Here is a 21,759-nt window from a genome sequence, read left to right as displayed (position 1 = left end):
CAAGCAAAAAAATGTTATAAATTTTAGGAACCATTTATTCACATACAATGTTAACACAAGGTTATGAGTTATTAACATTGAGGTAATATTTACGTAATTATTTGACTTTTTGAAGGTTACTTTTTTGGATTAAATTATCTTTGTAGTGTAACTCAAACAGACATCAAAAACAAATGAAAATAGCTATAGGAAACGACCACGCAGGAACAGAATATAAGTTTGCAATAGTAGAATATCTTACTTCTCAAGGAATTGAGATAATTAACCATGGTACCAACGAAGATTCTAGTGTAGATTATCCAGATTTTGTGCATCCTGTAGCAAAAGATGTGGATAGTGAGAATGCGGATTTTGGAATTTTAATTTGTGGTAGTGGTAATGGTGTTGCCATGACTGCTAATAAATACAAAAATATTCGGGCTGGTCTGTGTTGGACAAAAGAAATAACAGAACTTACCAGACAACATAATAATGCAAACATTATATGTATCCCTGCAAGATTTACTTCTGCACCACAAGCTTTAGAAATGGTAAAAACATTTTTAAACACTGCTTTTGAAGGAGGTAGACACTTAAATCGGGTAAAGAAAATACCGATGTGCTAATACTACGGATTTATGAGCCTTAAATTTATGGTAAAAAGCTTTGATGAGTTTACAGTATCAGAGCTCTACAAAATTTTGCGCTTACGCGCAGAAGTCTTTGTTGTTGAACAGGATTGTGTATATCAGGATATCGACAACAAAGATCAAAAAGCACTGCATATAATTGGCTATAAAGATGATCAAGTAGTCGCTTATACTAGAATATTTAAAGCAGGCGATTATTTTGAACACGCCAGTATTGGCAGAGTAGTGGTTGCCAAAAAAGAAAGGCAATACGGATATGGGCATGATCTGATCAAAGAAAGCATTACTGCCGTCGAGAATCATTTTAAAACAACGACCATCAAAATTTCTGCACAAACCTATTTACAACGATTTTACGAATCCCATGGGTTTGTTATGGTAGGAGAGGAGTACCTCGAGGATGGTATCCCCCATATTGGAATGATACTAGAGTAAAAGTTAGTTACCGGTTATTTTGATGTTATCAATGTGATACCGTGTAGTGACCTTTGGATCACCGCCTAAATATCTAAACCCTATTCTCGCCGTACCTTCTACACAATCCAAACCAATAGCACCAGAGGGGAAAAGGTCTCCAAAAGCATTTAATGGTCCGCGTGGTACGGTTACGTCTAATTTAGACCAGTTGGCAGTCGAGATATCATCAACAAAATCAGTACTGATAAACACCTCCAGAATATTACCATTATCAAACCCGGCTTGGACATCAAAGTTCAAAACTTCTGAATTTGTGGTACCTAAGTCAATTTCAGGAGTAATCAACCAAACTTCGTACAAACCTTCATTTGATCTAAACCCTGTGATTTGAGCATATTTGTTATTGGCAAACTCTCCTATTTTGTACTTCAATTTACCTTGAGTTTGATTGATATTCAACCAACCTTCTTTTCCCAAATCAGAGGTTTTAAAATCGCTAAAATCCTGTTCAAAAATAAGCTGATCTCCTTCATGTTCCTGAACGCATTCAAACACTTGAGGATCACACCGCTCTTCGGTATCAAATAAAAGTCCATTGGGATCATTGAGTACCAGATTATATCGATCTCCAAGGAAATTCTTGGTGAGAATTCCTTGAAAACTGCCCCTGTCTTGAGGCAGTTTTAAGCCTTTAAAATCAGAAAAAGTACTAGTGCTTAGGATGGTGTTTCTTTGAGTATCACAATCTTCTATGATTCGTTCCCCATCAAAGGTATCATTCGGTTCTGATGCAAAAGAAAAAACATTATCATTTTGCACAAAGTTTTTATGAAATTGAAGATTATTGATCTTTATAAAAAGATGGAGATACTGATCAGAAAAATCTGAGATACTTAGTTCTAAAGGGATAATTTCTCCTATTTCTGAACCTCTTATTATTGTGTTTTCAGTTTGAAATGAAGGTATTGGAGCAATCGTATTTCCATCGAGAACTCCTAATGTAGGTACCCCATTTTCTATACCTATAGATAAACCATTCAGAGGAATAAATACGTTTCTTCCAAAATCGTAAAAGGTAAACAGAGGGTTAACATCTACCAATACTCTAATCCCTGCAGTAGGATTATCCTTTTTGTTTTGAATGATGAGCTCTTTAAAAAAATTACTAGCACGGTCACTTGAAACCACATATCCACTAATAAAATTATCAGTATCCTCAAAGATCAATTTCGCATTTTCTCCTTCTTTTTCTAGTTCCTGACCAAGCATACCTAATAAGGATTGTATATCAATAGAAGTACCTGTAATTTCTGGTTCTTGAGTCGATATGGATGGGGTGTCAAAATTTTGTTGTGGAGTGCAGTATAAAAGAATTGAAGCTAGGAACATATAGCAAATCGATCTGCTGGTTTTTGGTGTGAATATCATTTGATTGGTGTTTAAAATCGTACATAAAAATTAAGGTAGTATGAGGTGCTGAAGCCATAAAAGTACTTTGGGCCAAAAATGGGCGTATCCCTTCTGGATTCTTCTAATGCTAGTCTATAATTGGCATTTCTGGTTTGTTCAAAACCACCGGTTTTGTATTTCTGGTCAAGGATGTTAGTAATGGAAGCAAAAAAACCTAAAGTATAGTTGTTAATTCTCCATGATTTTCCACCAATAGCATTTACAAGAAAGTAGTCTTCCAGTTGTTCTTGCCGTAACAAAGATTGAGCTACAGTTTCATCAATGTCATTAAAAGGCAAACCATCACGATCTTGATAAAAATTAGAGGTTCTTGCAAATGGACTCACATTGATAAAGGCGTTAGAAAAATAGTTAACAGTGGTTCCAAACCACCAGAAATTAGGATCACGGTATTCGAATCCCAATTGAGCCACGTTTTGTGGACCCACAGGCAAATAATATCCCTTGATGTAGGATTTGCCGAAAGAACGAACACCTTGTACCTCTGCAAAAACATCACTTGTACTGGCTAGTGCTAGTTCTGGGTTGTTATTGTATCTAAATTCTCCAATCGCTGCTGCGGATTTGAGTTTTAAGGTTGGGGTAATCTGAAATTCAATACCTAGTTCACCTCCATAGTAAAGCTTATCGATATCGGTTACAATCTCTTGTACAAAACCAGCTTCTGATCCTGAGATAGCTTGAGTGTAAAAAAAGGAAATATCTGTTGCGTCTTCTATTTTGGTATAATACCCGCTCAAACGTGCTTTGATGTGTTTAGAACGAAATAAATAGCTAGCATCTACGGTTTGAATGATTTCATTTGGTTGTTCTGTTCCGGTAAGCTCAGAAACGGTCATGTTATTTTGTCTTGGGTTTACAAAAACATTTTGAAGGGTAGGGGCTTTACTAAAATATCCTGCATTGACCTGAAAAGTCTGTAACCCATCGATTCGTAACGTAGATCCTGCTTTTATGCCATAATTTAGAAATTGCTGTGCGGTACTTTTTCCAAAGGATTGATCGCCGGGAAAATAACCATTTTCATACAGCCCGTCTCTTTGAAAGGAAGATTGAGATATCTTACCACCGATAAAAAAATCAATGGTATTAAATTGAAAAGATGTTTGTAAAAACCCATCTAGAGTAGCTGCTTCTAGTATATAGTTGTAATCATATCTGTCTCCTTCGGATACTATTCTATTTGGGTTGCGCAGATCACTTTGCGCTTGATTAAGCTGTGTGTCATGGTCTAAGGAAGAAAAGGATATAGCAAAGAGATCAACATCCAAAAAACCGTTACCCCCTAGTAAATCGATCACTTCTGCAAAGTTTTCACTAGATAAGGAACGATAAGACATGGAAGCATTTAAATTGATATGTTTGGATATCTCACTACTTACAATCACATTACCCACCAACTGAGTATCATCCGTACGATCTTCATATACAATGTAAGTGGCATTATTTCCTAACGCAGTATTGTTAAGATTTGTAGCTACAAGAGAGTGCCAATCGATCTGTCCATTGTTGATTAGGTTTTCTCGAGCTAAAAAAGCATTCTGAAAATCTAGGCTAGTTGGGTTAGGGTTACCAAGAAAAAAACTAGGTAAGTTACTTTGATGAACAGGGTTGGTTTGTGTACTTCTTCCTCCCCCGGTAAATAGCTGTTGTCCACTTGAAGTTATAAAAAGATCTCCTCCTGTGTTATCAATGCGACTGTTCCCTACCTGTCCGGTTTGATATGCTAAATTGGTATTGATTAGGGTATTTTCTGAAAGCTGCCAATAATGATTTAGCATAAAGATAGGTTCTTCTATTCTTCGTTGTCGAGCATTTCTTATTTTACCATTTTGATATCCCCAATTTGGATTGTAATTAGGTCCTTTGATACGAGCCACCTCTTCGGTAATTGCAGTAGATCGACCTCTTTGACTGGGCGTGTAGAATCCGGTAAAATTAAGACTGTGTTTCTCATTTATTTTTTTCTCTACCGATGCAAAAAAGGAGTGCGCATTGTATCCTGTGCCTTCAAAAATTCCTTCCTCACCAAATCTTTTAGAAAACGATAATGAATATGCCCATCCGTTTTGTGAAACTCCAGAATTATAGGTCGCCATTACCCTTCCTTGGTATGTGCGGTTTGAAGTGGCATAAGAGACTCTCCCTCCTTTTCTGTATTGGGAGGCTCTCATAATGATATTTGATGTCCCAAGGAGATCACCAAAGGAATAGCTATTTTCTGAAATCCCCATAGAAAATTCCTGGTTGCGTTGTACATCATTTAACCCTCCCCAATTGCTCCATTGTGGTCTTCCATTGTAGATTTTGTTGAAAGCAATTCCGTTAATCAAAAGTTGACTATTTTCATTGCTTATGCCTCTTGGGCGAAAAAATGCTGCGCTAAAATCATATGCTGCGGCATTCAGAAAGATGTCTTTTCTAGCTTGTAAGAGTGCTGGAATATTAAAGGAAACATCGTTCTCTTCTTCCAGTTCCAGGTCGCTGATTTCGATAGTAGCAATTTGTTGATCCTCTTCACTAAAATCATAATCTAATCGGAGGATTTTAAGATTAAGTGTTTGTGCTTTGTTAATTACAATAGGAAATCGTTTCGAAAGGTATCCACGTTTTGAAATGACAAGAATCTGCTCTCCAAGAGGAAGTTGCTCATCATTAAAGCTAAAGGCACCAAAAGTATTGGTGCGACAAGAGATATTGGTTTTTTCAATTGACACCAAAGCATCAACAATATTTTCATTGCTAAAAGTGTCAATAACTCTACCTTTTATATTAGTTTCCTGAGCATTTAAGAAGGAAACACAAAACTCAAATACCAGAGCGAGGTTTAATATGGATATTCGATTTATCATGTCCTTTACCTAATTCTTTTTTGGTGATAAAAAATTATGAGTAGGACGACGTTGTGAGAGGCAATATTAAATTACATCAGTTTCAAAATCTGAAACTCAGAACATTAATATTTGTGAGAACGATTAAACGATTTGTATTATGGTTGTGATTAAAAGAGTACTGAAGATCTTTTTGTTTTTTGTGCCTGCGATACTTCTCTCACAACAACAAAAAACCTATAACATTCAGACCGTCGCTTTTTATAATTTAGAAAACCTTTTTGATACCATAGATGATCCTTTGACATTTGATAACGATAGAACTCCAAAAGGCCGATATCATTGGACGGATAAATTGTATAAAGAGAAATTACAAAACATGGCATTGGTGATTTCGAAAATTGGAAAAGAACAGACAGGAAGTGCTCCGACTATACTAGGGGTTGCCGAAATAGAAAATAGAAAGGTACTAGAAGATTTGATTAGAGAACCTATTCTTATACAAAACAAATATGGGATTATACATGAGGATTCTCCGGATCGCAGAGGAATAGACGTGGGTTTATTGTATCAAAAAGAACGGTTCAAACCGAAACACTTTAAAACCTATGAGTTGTACCTTTATGATGAGGTAACACAAAAAAGAATATATACAAGAGATCAACTAGTAGTAAGCGGGTATTTGGATGGTGATTTGATCCATTTGATTGTCAACCATTGGCCATCGAGAAGAGGAGGTGAGACAAGAAGCGCATATAAAAGGAAAAAGCAGCAAAACTGAATAAAAGAATAATAGATTCAATTTTTGTTTTAGATCCCTACTCAAAAATAATTACTCTGGGGGATTTTAACGATGATCCTAATAGCCCAAGCATAAAAAAGGTATTAGGAACGACCTCTAAACGCATGGATACAGATTTAAAAGAGTTGTATAATCCTTTGGCCAAAATGAAGAATAAAGGTGTTGGTACGCATGCCTGGAACGACGGTTGGACTATTTTTGATCAAATCATATTGTCAAAAGAGTTACTTCAAAAGGATTATAGTTCCTACAGGTATTACAAAGTAGGAATATTTAGTGAAGCATTTTTAATAACTACCAACGGGAGGTATAAAGGGTATCCTTTTCGGAGTTTTAGTGGCCAAAACTATGTAGGGGGCTATAGTGACCACTTACCGGTATACATGTATTTGATTAAAGAAAAAAGGTGACTCCAAATAGAGTCACCTTCATAAGATTTAGTTAGCTAGGCCGATTATTGACCGATTGTTATTCCAGCATTACAAGTGGCTTCAGCAAATGCTTCAAAAGTTGTTCCTTCTGGAAGTGTCTCAGTAGCAGACTGTCCTAATGCAGTAACAGTTACTGTACCATCACCGTTGTCACAAATAGAAGTTGCGATACCAATAATTTCACACTCTCTACAGTTTCCTCCTCCATCATCATCACTTCCACAAGAGGTCATAACTAAAGCGAATGCACATACGGCAGATAACATAAGTTTTTTCATAGTATTTGGGTGTTTAATGTAAATTTATGAGCCCAAATATAGAAGTTATACCCTAATTAACAAAAAATTAAGTTAAAAAAATGCATTTTGTCGGCAAAAAATGTTTTTTAGCGATATTTTTTACACCTCTTCAATATCAAAAGGTTTACCAATATAGGCTAAGTAACTGTCTTCCTGTATCTGTTCTATTTCTCTGCTGTAGGAAGAGATAATACGAAGGTTTTTAGTGCTGTTTTTTATGAACAGAGGAATGATGTCTGCATCTTCTTTGGTAATCTCAATGAGGGTTTTGTAATGCTTTTTGTCTTTAATTTTTATTTCCTGGATACTAGGATACTTTTCGGCAAGTGCAATAAGTTTGTAGTAATCATCGGTATGAGAAAACAATCCTTCTTGTGGATTGTTATTGGGATTATCCATTTCGTCCGAAGTGATTAATCGAAACGAACCATTCTCCCCAAATTGATCTTTAAACTTATTAATTGCATATTTGTTGATATCACTATTGGCAGTAAGTGCCATAAGATATCCAACGTCATTTAGCTCGATATTATCTTTTAATTGCTCACCGTAAATGTTTGCTTCGATAGCATCCAGTCCCAAATCTTTGGCTTTGTTAATGTTATCTCTATTGCTATCCACGAGCACAACATGTTTGTTGTTGTTTTTGATGTATAAAGCAATAAGCCTGGAAATTTTTGAGGCGCCAATAATTAAGATTCCTTCAGATTTGTTCAAAAATACGCCTACTAATTTGGCCACATATCGAGCGGTAGTGGCGTTTAGTAATACTGTCCCTAGTACGATCATAAATACCAATGGGGTGATATATTCGGCTCCAGGCACTCCTTCTTTATACAACTTTAATCCAAATAAGGAAGCAATCCCCGCTGCTACAATCCCTCTGGGTCCTACCCAACTAATAAAGAGCTTTTCATTGGTTTTTAGACCAGATTTCCAAGAACTAAGAAAAACCCCAAGAGGTCGCACGATAAATACAACAACAGCAAAAAGCAATCCCGCTTTCCAGTTATACACCAATTGTAAGTCTTCGAGGTTAATATTTGCCGCCAAAAGAATAAAAAGAATCGAGATTAGAAGAACACTCAGAGATTCTTTGAAATATAAAATTTCATCCAGATAAGGTAAGTTAATATTACCCAAAACCATGCCCATTACTACAACAGACAACAGACCAGATTCGTGAGCAAAAATATCAGAAAGCACAAATACTCCAAGTACCGTGGCTAGTGTTACTACATTCAATAAATAGTGCGGAACAATTTTTCTTTTCAGTGAGAAAGCAAGACCATAGGCAAACGTAAAACCAAACGTAAAACCTACCAGAACGATTTTACTAAACTCGACAAGTGCCGTAAAGGTAAACTCTTCACCCCCACCAACACGTATAAACTCAAAGACCAAAACGGCCACCAAAGCCCCAATGGGATCGATAAGGATACCTTCCCATTTGAGTACTGCCGATACATCTTTTTTGAGTGGTATATTTCTTAAAATCGGTGTGATTACTGTTGGTCCCGTAACTATAATTAATGACGAAAAAAGAAAAGAAATAGGCCAGCTTAGGTCAAAAATAAAATGGGCCGCCAAGCCAGCTCCAAAAAAGGTAACCACTACCGCTAGGGTAATAAGTTTAATGATCACCGGACCTACATTCAAAATTTCACTACGCCTTAGCGTTAATCCGCCTTCAAATAGAATGATACTAATGGCCAGAGAAACAAAATAAAACAAACTTTCACCAGGAAAAAGCCCTTCGGTTCCGTTCCAGATAGGTTGAATGAGTTTTGTGCCATCACCTGTGTATAATGTGGCAAGAGGACCCACCAGGAGCCCTATTAGGATTAGAGGTAAGATTGCGGGAATTTTAAATTTCCAGGCCACCCATTGTGCCAAAATTCCCAATATAATGATTCCTGCTAGTGCTAACATGAGTAATTTATAGATTCAATTTTGTGTAGAAATATCGTAATTTTTTTAAATATAGTTGAAATAAAGGGGATTTTACGAAACAAAAGATGACTTTATTTTATAGTATTATATATCCTATCAATAGAGCGTTTGGATAAGAAATCGTTACAGTTGAAATGTGGATTCATAAATGATTTGCAGTTTTTGGCACCATATCTAATGAAATATTGTTAAAAAGTCTAAAAAATAAATCCTCATCCTTGCCATTTTTTCTATTTTGCAAAGATTTTTATTGATACATGAACTTATATCCTATCAAAGCTGGAAATTTTAAACTAGACGGAGGCGCAATGTTTGGCGTTGTCCCCAAGGTGCTTTGGAATAAAACAAATCCAGCAGATGCTAACAATCTAATTGATATTGCAGCGAGATGCTTGCTTATCGAAGATGGAGAACGATTAACTCTTATCGATTCTGGGATGGGGGACAAACAATCAGAGAAATTTTTTGGGTATTACTCGCCTTGGGGAGATGATGATTTGGATAAATCCCTAAAAGAAAAAGGATTTCATAGAGATGATATTACCGACGTTTTTATTACCCATTTACATTTTGACCATTGCGGAGGAGTAGTACAGTGGAATAAAGACCGTACAGGATACGAATTAGCATTTAAGAATGCTAAGGTATGGAGCAACAAAGAACATTGGGATTGGGCGGTACAACCTAATGCCAGAGAGAAAGCATCATTCTTAAAAGAAAATATTTTACCTATTGAGGAAAGTGGGCATCTTAACTTCGTTTCGAGAACAGCAACTGCTTTTCAAGAACAAACAGAATTAGGTTTTGGCGTACTATTTGCTGATGGTCATACAGAAAAACAAATGATTCCACATATTACACACAAGGATAAGACCATAGTTTTTATGGCCGACTTGCTGCCTACAGTGGGTCATATTCCCTTGCCCTATGTAATGGGATATGATACCAGGCCTTTGTTAACCTTGGATGAAAAAAAGTTGTTTTTAGAAACAGCGGCAGACAACGGATGGTATTTGTTTTTGGAACATGATGCGCACAACGAAATAATAACAGTAAAACACACAGAAAAAGGCGTTCGACTTAAAGAAGTTTTTAGCTGTGAAGATATATTTAATTAAAAAAATAAAATTGAAAATGAAATTTTCCACAAATACGATTTTTTCAGTGGTAACCTCTTCTTTGATCTTAGTAGGATGTGGAGGTGCCCCAACCATAGTTTCTACACCTATAGAGAATATTGATGCAGTTCCTTTAAAACACGATCAGCTTACAGAAAAACAGCTGAAGAATTGGAATTCTTACGATTTGGTGACCGATACTATACCTGGGATGAGCGTTATTAAAGCGTATGATGAATTGTTAAAAGGTAAAAAAGGGCAAACGGTAATAGTAGGAGTTATAGATAGTGGTGTCGACATTGAGCACGAAGACCTTGAAGGAGTGGTTTGGAAAAACCCTAATGAGATTGCAGGAAACGGAAAAGATGACGATAACAACGGATATGTAGATGATATCTACGGGTGGAATTTCTTAGGAGATTCTAATGATGAAAATCTGGAATACGTAAGAATTATCAAAAAATTAAAACCAAAGTACGAGGGTAAGAACCTTTCTTCGGTTGCAGATAATGAAAAAGAAGAGTACCAACAGTATATAGAAGCCAAGGCCGAATTTGAAAAAGAGTATCAAGAGGCTTCTCAAAATAAAATGCAGTATGAGCAAATCTTGCAGCAGTCAAAAATATCTCACAAAGCCATTGCAGCTGCAATTGGCAAAGAGGATTATTCAAGCGAAGAATTGCTAAAGGTAGAAGCAAAAACAACAGAAATGCAGCAGCATGTTGCTTTTCTGTCTCAAATGTTTGGGTTTTTGGATCCAGGAGATACCATTCCAGATTTTATCGAGAACCTAAAAGAGGGTGTTGAGCATTTCACCAATCAATTAAATTATAACCTTAACCCAGAATTTGACGGAAGATCAGTAGTGGGTGATGATGTTGATAATTTCGACGATAGAGATTATGGTAACAATAAAGTGATGGGACCTAATGCAGATAAAAAAGGAATCAAGCATGGAACTCATGTTGCGGGAATTATTGCTGCTGAAAGAAATAATGGTAAAGGAATGAATGGTGTTGCCAAAAATGTTGAAATCATGGCAATCCGTGCTGTACCTGATGGTGATGAGTATGATAAGGATATTGCTCTAGCAATACGATATGCGGTAGATAACGGAGCAAAAGTGATCAACACTAGTTTTGGTAAGTATTACAGTACACACCCAGAATGGGTATGGGACGCTATAAAATATGCAGCTTCAAAAGATGTGCTTATCGTAAACGCAGCAGGAAATGAAGGTATAGATCTGGATGAAAAACCAGTATATCCAAACGATCAGGTTGCCAATTCCGAAGAAATAGCTGATAACTTTATCACTATTGGTGCCTTAAATTATGAGTATGGATCTAATTTGGTTGCCAATTTTTCTAACTACGGAAAAAACAATGTAGACGCTTTTGCTCCTGGAGTAAAAATTTGGGCTACAACTCCAAATAACAAATACGAATACCTTCAAGGAACTTCGATGGCTGCTCCTGCAGTTGCTGGAGTAGCAGCTTTGATCAGGTCTTATTATCCTAAGTTAAAGGCAGCTCAAGTAAAAAACATCCTTATGGATAGTGGATTAAACACCACGACTTCAGTAATCCTTGGTGGTGAGCAAACAAATTCTAAGCCATTTTCAGATATTTCAAAATCTGGAAAAATGGTAAATTTATACAATGCATTAATCCTTGCGGATAAAATGTCTAAATAAAAGTATTATGATGCGTAATAATGTAATTCTAATTTTTCTTTTTGTGGCGTGCGGCGTATGGGCACAAAACAATGGCTCATATTGGCAACAACGTGTAGCGTACAAGATGAATATAGATATGAATGTTGAAAACTACCAATATTCAGGAACACAAGAATTAACCTATACCAACAACTCTCCAGATACGTTAAGCCAGGTTTTTTATCATTTGTATTTTAATGCATTTCAACCTGGTAGTGAAATGGATGTTCGTTCTCGCAATCTTCCGGATCCAGATCCAAGAGTAGGAGACAGAATTAGCAAATTAAGTCCAGAAGAAATAGGATACATTAAAGTTGCTAGTTTAAACCAGAATGGACAACCTACAAAGTATGAGGTTGCGGGTACTGTTTTGGAAGTAAACCTGGACAAACCGATTCTTCCTGGAGAGAAAGCCACATTCGACATGGAGTTTACAGGGCAAGTACCTGTTCAGATCCGTCGTTCGGGAAGAAACAACAAAGAAGGTGTTGCACTTTCTATGACACAGTGGTATCCAAAGATGGCAGAATATGATTTTGAAGGGTGGCATACAGACCCCTACATCGCAAGAGAATTTCATGGGGTATGGGGAGATTTTGATGTCACAATCTCTATAGATAAAACGTATGTTTTAGGAGGTTCGGGATACCTTCAGAACCCTAATGAGGTAGGACATGGATATGAAGAGCCTGGAACCAAAGTAAAAGTGAAAGGGAAAAAAATAGCATGGCATTTTGTAGCTCCTAATGTTCATGATTTTACTTGGGCTGCAGATCCAGAATACATTCATGATTCGGTACAAATACCCGATGGACCAAAGCTTCATTTTTTATATAAAAACAACAAAGACATTATTGATAACTGGAAAGATTTACAGCCTAAGTCTGTAGATTTGATGAATTACTTCAGTGAGCATATCGGTAAATATCCTTATGATCAATATTCGATCATACAAGGAGGAGACGGTGGTATGGAGTATGCGATGTGTACGTTAATAACCGGAGAAAGAAAGTTTGGAAGTTTGGTGGGTGTAACCGCTCATGAAATGGCTCATGCATGGTTTCAACATATTTTGGCAACCAACGAAGCCAAACATGAATGGATGGACGAAGGGTTTACAAGCTATATTTCTACCTTGGCCATGAATGAAGTGATGAAACAAAACAATCCAAATTCATTAAAAGGGTTGTATCAGGGATATATGCAATTGGCACTTTCAGGAATAGAACAACCGCAAACAACGCAGGCAGATCGTTATGCACATAACTCGGCTTACGGAGCATCTGCTTATGCCAAGGGAGCTGTTTTCTTATCTCAATTGGGATATATCATAGGAGAGGATAACTTGAAGAAAACCATCAAGAGATACTATAAGGAATGGAAGTTTAAACACCCTACACCAAATGATTTCAAAAGGATTGCAGAAAAAGTCTCTGGAATTCAGTTGGATTGGTATTTAAATGATTGGACACAAACGACAAATACCATTGATTATGGTATTAAAGAAGTTACAGAAGAGAATGGTAAAACATTAATTACTTTAGAGCGTGTTGGGCAAATGCCAATGCCAACAGATTTGTATGTAGAATATGGAGATGGATCTATAGAGTCATTTTATATGCCTATAAGAATGATGAGAGGACAGAAAGGAAATCCTATCGATTCGATGCCAAGAAAGGTAATGCCAGATTGGCCTTGGACGAATCCAACGTATACCATTACGATCGAAAAACCGATGTCAGAAATAAAATCGGTGAAATTGGATATCACTAAGCTTATGGCAGATGTAAATCCAAGTAATAACACGTACATGAACTAGTTCGTTTAGTTCTTAAGATAATTTTCCGGCTATAAAACGTTGTTTATGGCCGGATTTTTTATAATTTCTAGTGATCAAATTTGATGGTCATGTTGATATGATGAGTGAGTCCTTCGGAAAAAAAGAAAAATTAAAGAGTAAAAAGGAAATAGAATTACTATTTGCCGAGGGGAAATCTATTGCCAAATACCCGGTAAGATTAGTTTTTAAAATGGCTTCTTTTGAAGAAGATGTAGCTTTCAAAGTTGGTACATCGGTAAGTAAGCGTTATTTCAAAAAAGCGGTGGATCGCAATAGGATAAAGCGATTAATGCGAGAAAGTTATAGAAAAAATAAGTATATTGTAGCCAACACTACTCATCAATTCACTTTTATGTTTTTATATACTGGCAAAGAAATGCCAGCATATGATCTGATTGAATCAAAAATAAAAGGAATATTACTAAAATTTGTTAAGCAAGAAATAGAACCAAAATCGAAGTAATACATCGTTGGATGTGCTTTAAATATATGCTCATGAAAAAGAGAATTTTCTATCCCGCTATTGCTGTTGTGATTCTGTTATCAACAGTAAGTTTCAAATCTGATTTTTTTGAAATCGCAAAGCAAATCGAAATTTTTACAACCATGTTTAAGGAGTTAAACATGAACTACGTAGATGAAACCAATCCTGCAGAGCTCATGGATACCGCTATAAAAGCAATGCTGGATGATTTGGATCCTTATACCAAATATTGGAATGAGCAAGATGTCGAAGCTTCCAAAATTCGTAATGCAGGTGAGTACACAGGCATTGGAGCATCTGTAAAAACGATTAAGGACAAAATTATCATCATGGAGCCTTATAAGGGATATCCTGCCGATAAAGCAGGTCTTAAGGCTGGAGATGAAATCATTCAGATTGGAGATGTCAAGGTTTCTGATTTCAAAGATGATGCTGGAGAACTACTGAAAGGTGCTAGCGGAACCACAGTAGATATTACCTACAAAAGACAAGGAAAAGTAAATACAACTGTACTTACGCGTGAAGAAATTGAGGTAGATGCAGTACCTTTTTATACTTTGCTAGAAGATAACACAGCATATATTGTATTGTCGAAGTTTAATAGCAAAGCTTCTTCAGAAACCAAAGATGCTTTGGAAGAACTAAAAGCACAAGGTGCCAACAAAGTGATCCTGGATCTAAGAGGAAATCCCGGGGGATTGTTAAGCGAAGCTATCAATGTAACCAACATTTTTGTACCCAAAGGAGAGCTAATTACTACGACTAAGTCGATAGTTAAAAAGTACAATAAAGAGTACTCTACAAAAAGAACTCCTATAGATACCGAAATTCCATTGGTAGTATTGGTAAACGGAAGAAGCGCTTCGGCTAGTGAGATTGTAGCAGGTAGTATTCAGGATTTGGATAGAGGAATCGTGATAGGAGCAAGAAGCTTTGGAAAGGGATTGGTACAACGTCCTAAAAAACTTACTTATGGGACACAGTTAAAGATTACCATTTCGAGATACTACACACCAAGTGGAAGATGTATACAAGCATTGGATTATTGGAATCGTGATCAAGATAACAAAGCCGTTCGTATCGATGAGAAGGATTTTAAAGCGTTTAAAACCAAAAACGGAAGAACAGTGTATGATGGAGGAGGAATACAACCAGATATCGAATTGGAGACGTCTAAATTCAGTAAAATTACTACTGCATTGCTAAAGTCTGATGCCATCTTCAGTTATGGAACCAAATATTACTATTCTCACCAATTACAAAAGCCTGGTGATTTCAAATTTACAGACAAGGACTACGAAGATTTTAAGAAGTTTGTAAAGGATAGTGATTTTAAGTTTGAGACCGAAACTGAGAAGTCTCTTGAGGATGCTTTGAAAGTTGCCAAAAGAGAAAAACTAGACCAGGATATTTCAGCAAGTTATGATGCGTTGATTGCAGCGATAGCTACTTCAAAAGAAAAGGGATTAGATACGCACAAGAAAGAAATCATGAATTTGCTTACCGACGAGATCATTAAGCGCTATTTCTATAGAGAAGGATTGTACAATTATTATGTTTCTCACAATCCAGAGATCGCAAAGAGTAGGGAGATCCTAAACAATAAAAGCAAATACGACGAAATACTAAAGTAACCCTTAATGAGGTTTATCACAATAAAAAAAGAGCCGGGTTATTCGCCCGGCTCTTTCGTGTTTAACAGTTAGTATATTACTATTGCTTAATTATTTTTTGTGTGTTGCTAAAGTTGCCTTTTACATCAGAAACCTTAACCACATAGAAACCTTTTGGATAACGATCCATGTCTAGAGATAATTTAGACTCTCCAGCATTAAGTCGAATCGTTTGAAGGTATACAGTTTTTCCAGTTACATCGGTAATCGAAATGTTCACATCACTTTCTAAGAAAGTATTGAAACTAACCGACAGTTGGTCAACAACCGGATTTGGTGTCAACGCAACCTGCAAGTCTTCAGCTTCAAAATCTTCATTCATTAATTCACTTTCTAATGCCGTCGGATTTTCAGCCAAAGCTACGTTTTGCTTATTTACCAAACGCTCTCCGTTTTCTAAGCATACGATAGCATCAAGATCATATCCATCCGCAAACCAAGGGAACAAGTACTTATCACTAATATCAACAACCTTGATGTATTTTGCAGAAGCTAAATTACCAGCCGCCAAATCAAATTCTCCGTCCTGGCAGGTAGTTCCCAAAGAAACGAATTCTACTCCGTCTTGAGAAGCAAATACCTCTGCAGATTCTGGGAAATAACGACAAGGTATATTATCAAAGAAACCAGTAGATTCAAAAACTGCAAATTCGTTGGTATCTGCATTGTCAAAGATTTCATTGTTAAGTTCGATAGTGATTGATCCACCATAACCTAAACTTACAAAGTTAAGATATCTTCTTTCTCTAGGGTACCCTAGAGCACGTTTAGGCTGACTTCTTAATCTTGGAATTCTTCTTCCATCTCTTCTTCTTCCTTGTTCGAAAGCTATAATAGATCCCCCTACACATTCGTTATCCACAAATTCTGGCTCTAATAAGAACCTTGCAGATACCGGGAAGTGATCCGAGGTGGTGAAGGCATAGTCGTTATCGTAAACTTCATAATGCACAGTTACCGAATTTTCGATGTAAGCATCGTCAAGCTCATTGGTAATCGCAATATGATCGATCATATTTTCTCTAAATACGAAAGAACGCAATCCAGCTTCACTTAAAGCTGAAGAAACAATGGTGTAATTTTCGGTATCATCAACGTATTCCTGGAAACTTGATACCGTAGAAGGAATATCAGCAACGGTTTCATCTACATCATCATTATAATCTCCTAGAAGTATTACTTTATTGTTGGCAAAATTCACATCAAGAGAGTCTTTGAGTACCTCTACATCATAACGACGCATATCATATCTCCCTTGGGCATCGTTACCACTGTTGGCTCTTGCATGCAGTGCGATAAGATCTATGCGCTCTGTAACTCCGTTAATGGTAACATCAGCCGTCATTAAGAACGGTAATCTACCACTTGCAAAGAAACGTGAGGTATCGTTAGGATAGTCTGCTATTGCTGAATCATCTCCACCATTGTACAATGGGTGAATAGAGGTGAACATAGCTCTGGTGTTTACTACAGATACCGTTTCGGTATTATAGATAAATCCAACTTTTTGGAATGGAGGAGATCCACCAGGGTTGGATGTAGCATCTGAAAGGATATAGTCGTATCCCGGCAATTGTGCTACCAATTCTGCAAAAAGAGCGTCGTCTGCAATTTCTTCTACCGCAAAAACATCTGCGTTTAATCGTCTCAATACAGTAGCCGTACTATCTCTTTGAATGGCATCAGACATTGGATTTTGTCCTACAGGTGAGTTATTTTCGTCTCCAAACCATTCGATATTCCAGGCAACCACATCAAAGGTATCCTCTTTTGGGAAACCAACAGTATCACCAGGAGGAATAAACTCTAACGCACATGAGATATCTGCTTCTTGTCTTGGTAGCAGTTGAAAAAATTCTCTAAAACGACCTACGACACCAGTAATCTCTGGACAAGTTACAGGTTGTACTTTACCTACGATAGATTCTACATCATTCTCTATTCTAAGCTCTCCAGAACCGCTAGCATCTGTAAGAGTAAAGTTGGAATTACCGAATAAAAGATCGCCAGGGTTAGGGAAAGTAGTGTTTACCACTTTTACCAATTCTCCTGGGTGATTTCCAAGCTCAGCTAAAGTAACCTCTTGAGCAACGATTGGATTTTGCGGAGCTCCATTGTTGATCACTTCAACGACTCCACTGATTTGTACCTGATCGTTGAATGCGGCTCTAAGCCCAGTTAAGGTGATAGAGTCTCCTACTTTTAAGGCAATGTTTGCATGCACCAATTCGTCAAAAACAGCAATACCACCAGTAGCATCTTGTACAAATGCAGGACCATTAAAACTGTCGGTAACCGTTAATACTCCGCTAATAGTTACCGGAGTTCCTTCTGCAGTAGCTCTGGCTTCTGCAATAGAAATTGGTTCTCCCGGAGTTACTACAACTCCATCATTATCTGTACCCGGTGTTGGAGCTTTGGCAACATAACCTTCAGTATTTCTTGCACCACCTTGTCCGTTAGGTGTTCTTTGTAAAGACTCTGCGTCTTTATTTCCATTAACATCCTCGTTAAGCTGAGGTTGACCAGCATTTAATAAAACCAATAATTCTGCATCATCGGCATCGTTGGTGTCATACACAACGGCATCGATAATGTTTTCTGTAACCACAGCAGTTCCATTTGGGAAACTAGTAGCATCTCCAAAATAAAGTACTACAGCATCAGCCCCATTTTGGAAAGAGTTTCCAGGCACTACTAAGTTTACGTTTGCTACATCGGCATTACCAATTACAAAATACCCTTCGGCATTTGTAGAAAATCCATCCAAATCAAAAGCATTATAACTGGTGTTATTGCTTCCGTTATAGTTTACCAAAACAAAACCATCTAGTGGTGTGTTTCCTGCGCCACCATCATATAGTTCAACAAATTCCAAAGCGTCAGAACCTTGTGTATCTGCATCAATTTCATTGATGATCAGGTTAACAACTTCGGTAGCGTTGGTATTGGCACTTCCAGGAGTAGGTATAGCTTGTGTATAGGTTGACGTATTTCTTAATCCTCCGGATCCGTTAGGGAAACGTTGTAACGAATGGAAATCCTTATCTCCATTACCATCTTCATTAATTTGTGGCTCACCAGCATTCAAAAGAACTAAAAGCTCGGCATCATCCCCATCATTAGTATCATATACAATAGCATCGATCAAGTTGTCTGTAGTCACAGCAGTTCCGTTAGGGAAACTTGCCGCATCTGTTTTATAAAGTGCTACTGCATCTGCTCCATTTTGTAAACCATTCCCAGGAAAAGTAACAGAAACGTTTGCTACATCTGGATTACCGATTACAAAATACCCATTGGCATTGGTAGTTAATCCTGCAAGATCGTAAGTTGCATAGCTTTGATTGTTTGATCCATTGTAGAATACTAGAATATGACCATCTAAAGAGGTATTTCCTTCACCACCATCGTATAATTCTACAAATTCTAAAACATCAGAAGCTTCGGTATCTGCGTCAATTTCATTAATTACGATTACTGGATCGTTTCCTCCACCATCTTCGATTACTACATTTTCTCGGTTCGGGGTATTTACTGCCTCTCCCGGATCCGCTGCTACAGTTGGGAAACTAGGCAATCCACTTCCGTCAAAATCATTTCTAGTCCAATCGATTGCAGCATCGGTATCCTGACCATTAGGAAATCTTGAAGCTCCACCTACGGTAAATGAAATTCCGTCGAATGATTGTAGTAAGGTTACAGAAGCATAGTTAAGGTCAGAAGCACCTCCGTCGTTTACTCCAATGTCATCAGTGATTTCTTCCCAAGGGGTTACATCAAAAGCACCATCATCATTGGTATCCAAATCTTGGCCCAGCGTACCGGTAAAGTTTTTTACCAAAAGAATAGCAAGTGTTCCATTTTCAAAAACATTGCTTCCAAAAGGAGTAGTAAAGTATCCATTGATATCGGTAGTTCCTAATTGGATGACTTCATCTATGGTTCCCAGACCATTGCTATCACCTTCGATTTCAAGAATCCAATATTCGCTTAGATCTGTTTCTATGCCTGCTAGAATTTCTACAAACTCGTCGGTATCAGAACTAGTGTGATTCAATACAAACTCATTGATTACAGGAATGATAACCGGTGTTCCAAAAGTTTGATTGGTATTTACAGCTCCATAGGTATTTGCTGTAATCGCTTCCCAAACAAAATCAGAAGCCATAGTTCCTGATCCTGAAAGCTGTAATGAAGCCCCAACTTGCGTACTACTAGATTCTGAAACTCCTATATCAGTACTTGTCTGTCCAGAAGCAGGACCATCGGTCGCGGTAAGGGCACCTTCGTAGCTTAAGAATTGAATCACAATATTGGCGTTGTCTACCAAGGCGATTCCATCTGGCGCTCCATTTTGAAGCCCATTGGTAGGTAGTATTTCTACAACGGTTCCAAAACCATTCTGTTGATCAGCTATTGTTCCCGAAAGCGCAATAGTGTTATAAGCCGTTCCATTGGATCCATTATATAAAACCAAAGACCAACCGGTAAGATCTGTTCCTGCAGCACCTGCAATTTCGATAGCCTCGTCTACATCGGTGCTGGCATTATCATAATGTATTTCGTTAATAAATACGGATTGTGCAATTCCATGGTGTGCCCCCAAAACAAATGACATAACCAATGGAATTAAAAGTAATTTTAATTTCATGACAATTAACTGTTTGTGTGATTTTTTGCGTAGCGCAAGGTATAGCATTAGAATCATTCCATCACCCTAGTTAGGTTAAAAAAACATTAACAAATTATGGTTTTCGCCTATTAACCCAGTATTCATCAAGGGTTTGATAATTGATCTGTTGATAACTATTTATTGGTGCGCAACTCTTTAGGGTAAAATACCCCGTATAAAATGGGATATAGTACTCTTTTGTGTTGATTTTCAATAGGTTAAATTTACAACTCAGTAAAGGGGAATTAACAAATAAAGAAAATGTAAGATGAAAGCAGTAAAGGGAATTATAATGGGTATAGGAATGATGATTGGTGCTGGGTTTTTTACCTCCTGCGAACAACCAGACGGGGTTAATGAGTTTATTAACACTAATGAAGAAACCAGTAAAACAGAAAACACAACTTCTGTGGTTTTACAAAAGGAACAAGACACTCTTTCTTTAAAATAAGGGGAAGAATTAGTTCATTTTTAGTTGGATGTACACAGGAAAATGATCGCTATATCCCCCCATGTATTTTCTTCCAATATAGGTTCTAAAGGGGTTTCCCTTATATCGCCCTTTGTAGATTTTTAGAAAATCCTTTTCAAAGATAGCGGCATCAGAAAAACAGTGTTTTCCTTTTTCATACCTATGGAAATTATGACTAAAAATGATTTGGTCGAATAAGTTCCATTGACTGCGATAGTTTAAACTACCTTGATAACGGGTTAGCAAACGTTCCATAGGGTTAAACAAATCCTCTTGCACCAAATGTTCTTTTATACTCTCACTGTGGGGATCGTCGTTGAAGTCGCCCATAATGATGATTTTTGCCTCAGGATCCTCTGCATTTATTTTAGCGATTAATTCCCGGTTTTTATCAGCAGCAGCAACACGTTTATATGAGGTAAGTGCTGCCCCATCTCTACGTGAAGGCCAGTGATTCACTAACACATGAATTTTTTCATTATTCAAAAAGCCAGTGACCCAAAGAATATCGCGTGTATAATCCCGTTCGCCGTTTTGGTTATTCACCATTACAGGAATGGTTTCAGAATTCAATACTTCAAAATAGTCTTTTAGATATAGAAAGGCTACATCGATTCCTCGCTCATCTGGGGAGTTGTAATGTACAATGCCATAGTTTTTATTCTTGAGGTGTTTGGTTTGTATCAAATCTTCGAGAACCTTTTTATTCTCGACCTCTGCGACACCCACCAAAACCGGAGGTCTTCTGGTTTTTGAAAACCCTATATTAGAAATTACATTTCCGAGCTTAAAAATTTTCTTCTCGTATCGTTTGCGGTTCCAGCCCTTTTCAGAATCTGGCAAAAAATCCTCATCCAATGTGTTGGGATCGTCTGTTACGTCAAAGAGATTTTCTAAGTTATAAAAAGCAACAGTGTAATGGTTGGTTTCTTTTTTTGAAAGTAGTTT

General features: G+C 37.2%; 14 protein-coding genes and 1 pseudogene. 9 read left to right on the top strand and 6 right to left on the bottom strand.

The genetic code is table 11. The features are described 5' to 3' along the window. Positions 1-173: 173 nt before the first annotated feature. The gene (rpiB, locus tag AC0L3Q_RS00275) at positions 174-605 is read left to right on the top strand and encodes a ribose 5-phosphate isomerase B (protein WP_473284079.1); all 432 of its coding nucleotides are present in this window, start codon (positions 174-176) and stop codon (positions 603-605) included. 12 nt (positions 606-617) lie between these two features. Then, the gene (locus tag AC0L3Q_RS00270; RefSeq protein ID WP_473284077.1) at positions 618-1,064 is read left to right on the top strand and encodes a GNAT family N-acetyltransferase; all 447 of its coding nucleotides are present in this window, start codon (positions 618-620) and stop codon (positions 1,062-1,064) included. A gap of 3 nt (positions 1,065-1,067) precedes the next feature. Here AC0L3Q_RS00270 and AC0L3Q_RS00265 read toward each other — a convergent pair whose 3' ends face one another. Further along, positions 1,068-2,474, bottom strand: coding sequence for a DUF5689 domain-containing protein (locus AC0L3Q_RS00265; RefSeq protein ID WP_473284075.1), 1,407 nt, complete (start codon positions 2,472-2,474; stop codon positions 1,068-1,070). Between the two features lie 11 nt (positions 2,475-2,485). Continuing rightward, complete coding sequence (locus AC0L3Q_RS00260) at positions 2,486-5,368, bottom strand: carboxypeptidase-like regulatory domain-containing protein (protein ID WP_473284073.1); 2,883 nt, start codon at positions 5,366-5,368, stop codon at positions 2,486-2,488. A 139-nt stretch (positions 5,369-5,507) separates the two neighbouring features. On the opposite strand from AC0L3Q_RS00260, the pseudogene AC0L3Q_RS00255 reads away from it, so the two are divergent. Beyond that, positions 5,508-6,559: pseudogene (locus tag AC0L3Q_RS00255) on the top strand (endonuclease/exonuclease/phosphatase family protein). Positions 6,560-6,603: 44 nt separating this feature from the next. On the opposite strand, the gene AC0L3Q_RS00250 reads toward AC0L3Q_RS00255, so the two are convergent. Next, positions 6,604-6,858 (bottom strand): hypothetical protein, encoded by a 255-nt coding sequence (locus tag AC0L3Q_RS00250; protein WP_473284071.1) that lies wholly within the window; start codon positions 6,856-6,858, stop codon positions 6,604-6,606. Between the two features lie 120 nt (positions 6,859-6,978). Continuing rightward, on the bottom strand, positions 6,979-8,811 hold the full coding sequence (locus AC0L3Q_RS00245; RefSeq protein WP_473284069.1) for a cation:proton antiporter: 1,833 nt from the start codon (positions 8,809-8,811) through the stop codon (positions 6,979-6,981). Positions 8,812-9,089: 278 nt separating this feature from the next. Here AC0L3Q_RS00245 and AC0L3Q_RS00240 point away from each other — a divergent pair, with 278 nt between their 5' ends. From AC0L3Q_RS00240 to AC0L3Q_RS00220, 5 genes are all read left to right on the top strand, one after another. Then, a complete protein-coding gene (locus tag AC0L3Q_RS00240; RefSeq protein ID WP_473284067.1) occupies positions 9,090-9,950 on the top strand; it encodes an MBL fold metallo-hydrolase in 861 nt (286 codons plus the stop codon). Between the two features lie 16 nt (positions 9,951-9,966). Then, a complete protein-coding gene (locus AC0L3Q_RS00235) occupies positions 9,967-11,646 on the top strand; it encodes a S8 family peptidase (RefSeq protein ID WP_473284065.1) in 1,680 nt (559 codons plus the stop codon). A 7-nt stretch (positions 11,647-11,653) separates the two neighbouring features. Next, the gene (locus AC0L3Q_RS00230; protein ID WP_473284063.1) at positions 11,654-13,486 is read left to right on the top strand and encodes a M1 family metallopeptidase; all 1,833 of its coding nucleotides are present in this window, start codon (positions 11,654-11,656) and stop codon (positions 13,484-13,486) included. Positions 13,487-13,556: 70 nt separating this feature from the next. Continuing rightward, positions 13,557-13,970, top strand: coding sequence for a ribonuclease P protein component (rnpA, locus tag AC0L3Q_RS00225; RefSeq protein ID WP_473284061.1), 414 nt, complete (start codon positions 13,557-13,559; stop codon positions 13,968-13,970). A 32-nt stretch (positions 13,971-14,002) separates the two neighbouring features. Next, positions 14,003-15,625, top strand: coding sequence for a S41 family peptidase (locus AC0L3Q_RS00220; protein WP_473284059.1), 1,623 nt, complete (start codon positions 14,003-14,005; stop codon positions 15,623-15,625). A gap of 79 nt (positions 15,626-15,704) precedes the next feature. Here the strand turns inward: AC0L3Q_RS00220 and AC0L3Q_RS00215 are convergent, their stop codons facing one another. Continuing rightward, complete coding sequence (locus AC0L3Q_RS00215) at positions 15,705-20,318, bottom strand: T9SS type A sorting domain-containing protein (RefSeq protein WP_473284057.1); 4,614 nt, start codon at positions 20,316-20,318, stop codon at positions 15,705-15,707. Positions 20,319-20,607: 289 nt separating this feature from the next. On the opposite strand from AC0L3Q_RS00215, the gene AC0L3Q_RS00210 reads away from it, so the two are divergent. Further along, positions 20,608-20,790, top strand: a complete 183-nt coding sequence (locus AC0L3Q_RS00210) for a hypothetical protein (RefSeq protein ID WP_473284055.1) — start codon at positions 20,608-20,610, stop codon at positions 20,788-20,790. A 9-nt stretch (positions 20,791-20,799) separates the two neighbouring features. On the opposite strand, the gene AC0L3Q_RS00205 is transcribed toward AC0L3Q_RS00210, so the two are convergent. Continuing rightward, the gene (locus tag AC0L3Q_RS00205; RefSeq protein WP_473284053.1) at positions 20,800-21,669 is read right to left on the bottom strand and encodes an endonuclease/exonuclease/phosphatase family protein; all 870 of its coding nucleotides are present in this window, start codon (positions 21,667-21,669) and stop codon (positions 20,800-20,802) included. Positions 21,670-21,759: the final 90 nt, after the last annotated feature.

It is taken from the genome of Aquimarina sp. KJ22-3 (assembly GCF_055808215.1).
This window is presented reverse-complemented; position numbering and strand designations above follow the sequence as displayed.

Coding starts and splice junctions, on each gene's coding strand:
- rpiB (WP_473284079.1), top strand. CDS start 174: ATGAAAATAGCTATAGGAAACGACCACGCAGGAACAGAATATAAGTTT.
- AC0L3Q_RS00270 (WP_473284077.1), top strand. CDS start 618: ATGAGCCTTAAATTTATGGTAAAAAGCTTTGATGAGTTTACAGTATCA.
- AC0L3Q_RS00265 (WP_473284075.1), bottom strand. CDS start 2,474: ATGATATTCACACCAAAAACCAGCAGATCGATTTGCTATATGTTCCTA.
- AC0L3Q_RS00260 (WP_473284073.1), bottom strand. CDS start 5,368: ATGATAAATCGAATATCCATATTAAACCTCGCTCTGGTATTTGAGTTT.
- AC0L3Q_RS00250 (WP_473284071.1), bottom strand. CDS start 6,858: ATGAAAAAACTTATGTTATCTGCCGTATGTGCATTCGCTTTAGTTATG.
- AC0L3Q_RS00245 (WP_473284069.1), bottom strand. CDS start 8,811: ATGTTAGCACTAGCAGGAATCATTATATTGGGAATTTTGGCACAATGG.
- AC0L3Q_RS00240 (WP_473284067.1), top strand. CDS start 9,090: ATGAACTTATATCCTATCAAAGCTGGAAATTTTAAACTAGACGGAGGC.
- AC0L3Q_RS00235 (WP_473284065.1), top strand. CDS start 9,967: ATGAAATTTTCCACAAATACGATTTTTTCAGTGGTAACCTCTTCTTTG.
- AC0L3Q_RS00230 (WP_473284063.1), top strand. CDS start 11,654: ATGATGCGTAATAATGTAATTCTAATTTTTCTTTTTGTGGCGTGCGGC.
- AC0L3Q_RS00220 (WP_473284059.1), top strand. CDS start 14,003: ATGAAAAAGAGAATTTTCTATCCCGCTATTGCTGTTGTGATTCTGTTA.
- AC0L3Q_RS00215 (WP_473284057.1), bottom strand. CDS start 20,318: ATGAAATTAAAATTACTTTTAATTCCATTGGTTATGTCATTTGTTTTG.
- AC0L3Q_RS00210 (WP_473284055.1), top strand. CDS start 20,608: ATGAAAGCAGTAAAGGGAATTATAATGGGTATAGGAATGATGATTGGT.